At 53.0% G+C, this 2341-nt stretch carries 1 rRNA gene; it reads left to right on the top strand.

The window, feature by feature from the left end:
* Positions 1 to 2341 (top strand): 23S ribosomal RNA (locus ACFYKX_RS27165); the annotation flags it as partial.

Genomic DNA, 2341 nt, shown 5'->3' with positions numbered 1-2341 from the left:
GGGTGATAGCGTGCCTTTTGTAGAATGAACCGGCGAGTTACGATTACATGCGAGGTTAAGTTGAAGAGACGGAGCCGTAGCGAAAGCGAGTCTGAATAGGGCGAATGAGTATGTGGTCGTAGACCCGAAACCAGGTGATCTACCCATGTCCAGGGTGAAGTCCAGGTAACACTGGATGGAGGCCCGAACCCACGCACGTTGAAAAGTGCGGGGATGAGGTGTGGGTAGCGGAGAAATTCCAATCGAACTTGGAGATAGCTGGTTCTCTCCGAAATAGCTTTAGGGCTAGCCTCATGTAGTAAGAGTCTTGGAGGTAGAGCACTGTTTGGACTAGGGGCCCTCATCGGGTTACCGAATTCAGACAAACTCCGAATGCCAAAGACTTATCCATGGGAGTCAGACTGCGAGTGATAAGATCCGTAGTCGAAAGGGAAACAGCCCAGACCACCAGCTAAGGTCCCAAAGTATACGTTAAGTGGAAAAGGATGTGGAGTTGCTTAGACAACCAGGATGTTGGCTTAGAAGCAGCCACCATTTAAAGAGTGCGTAATAGCTCACTGGTCGAGTGACTCCGCGCCGAAAATGTACCGGGGCTAAACGTATCACCGAAGCTGTGGATTGACATCTTAGATGTCAGTGGTAGGAGAGCGTTCTAAGGGCGTTGAAGCTAGACCGTAAGGACTGGTGGAGCGCTTAGAAGTGAGAATGCCGGTATGAGTAGCGAAAGATGGGTGAGAATCCCATCCACCGAATGCCTAAGGTTTCCTGAGGAAGGCTCGTCCGCTCAGGGTTAGTCGGGACCTAAGCCGAGGCCGAAAGGCGTAGGCGATGGACAACAGGTTGATATTCCTGTACCACCTCTTTTCCGTTTGAGCAATGGGGGGACGCAGGAGGATAGGGTAAGCGCGCTGTTGGATATGCGCGTCTAAGCAGTTAGGCTGCAAGCGAGGAAAATCCCGTTTGCGTGAAGGCTGAGCTGTGATAGCGAGGGAAATATAGTACCGAAGTTCCTGATTCCACACTGCCAAGAAAAGCCTCTAGCGAGGAAAAAGGTGCCCGTACCGCAAACCGACACAGGTAGGCGAGGAGAGAATCCTAAGGTGAGCGAGAGAACTCTCGTTAAGGAACTCGGCAAAATGACCCCGTAACTTCGGGAGAAGGGGTGCTTTTTAGGGTTTATAGCCCAGAAAAGCCGCAGTGAATAGGCCCAGGCGACTGTTTAGCAAAAACACAGGTCTCTGCGAAGCCGCAAGGCGAAGTATAGGGGCTGACACCTGCCCGGTGCTGGAAGGTTAAGAGGAGGGGTTAGCGCAAGCGAAGCTCTGAATCGAAGCCCCAGTAAACGGCGGCCGTAACTATAACGGTCCTAAGGTAGCGAAATTCCTTGTCGGGTAAGTTCCGACCCGCACGAAAGGTGTAACGATCTGGGCACTGTCTCAACGAGAGACTCGGTGAAATTATAGTACCTGTGAAGATGCAGGTTACCCGCGACAGGACGGAAAGACCCCGTGGAGCTTTACTGTAGCCTGATATTGAATTTTGGTACAGCTTGTACAGGATAGGTAGGAGCCTGAGAAGCCGGAGCGCTAGCTTCGGTGGAGGCGTCGGTGGGATACTACTCTGGCTGTATTGAAATTCTAACCCGCACCCCTGATCGGGGTGGGAGACAGTGTCAGGTGGGCAGTTTGACTGGGGCGGTCGCCTCCTAAAGAGTAACGGAGGCGCCCAAAGGTTCCCTCAGAATGGTTGGAAATCATTCGTAGAGTGTAAAGGCACAAGGGAGCTTGACTGCGAGACCTACAAGTCGAGCAGGGACGAAAGTCGGGCTTAGTGATCCGGTGGTTCCGCATGGAAGGGCCATCGCTCAACGGATAAAAGCTACCCCGGGGATAACAGGCTTATCTCCCCCAAGAGTCCACATCGACGGGGAGGTTTGGCACCTCGATGTCGGCTCATCGCATCCTGGGGCTGTAGTCGGTCCCAAGGGTTGGGCTGTTCGCCCATTAAAGCGGTACGCGAGCTGGGTTCAGAACGTCGTGAGACAGTTCGGTCCCTATCCGTCGTGGGCGTAGGAAATTTGAGAGGAGCTGTCCTTAGTACGAGAGGACCGGGATGGACGCACCGCTGGTGTACCAGTTGTTCTGCCAAGAGCATCGCTGGGTAGCTATGTGCGGAAGGGATAAGTGCTGAAAGCATCTAAGCATGAAGCCCCCCTCAAGATGAGATTTCCCATAGCGCAAGCTAGTAAGATCCCTGAAAGATGATCAGGTTGATAGGTCAGAGGTGGAAGCGCGGTGACGTGTGGAGCTGACTGATACTAATCGATCGAGGACTTAACCAA

The sequence above is a fragment of the Cytobacillus spartinae genome (assembly GCF_042865285.1).
In the GTDB taxonomy this organism is placed as follows: domain Bacteria; phylum Bacillota; class Bacilli; order Bacillales; family Cytobacillaceae; genus Robertmurraya_A; species Robertmurraya_A spartinae.
This window is presented reverse-complemented; position numbering and strand designations above follow the sequence as displayed.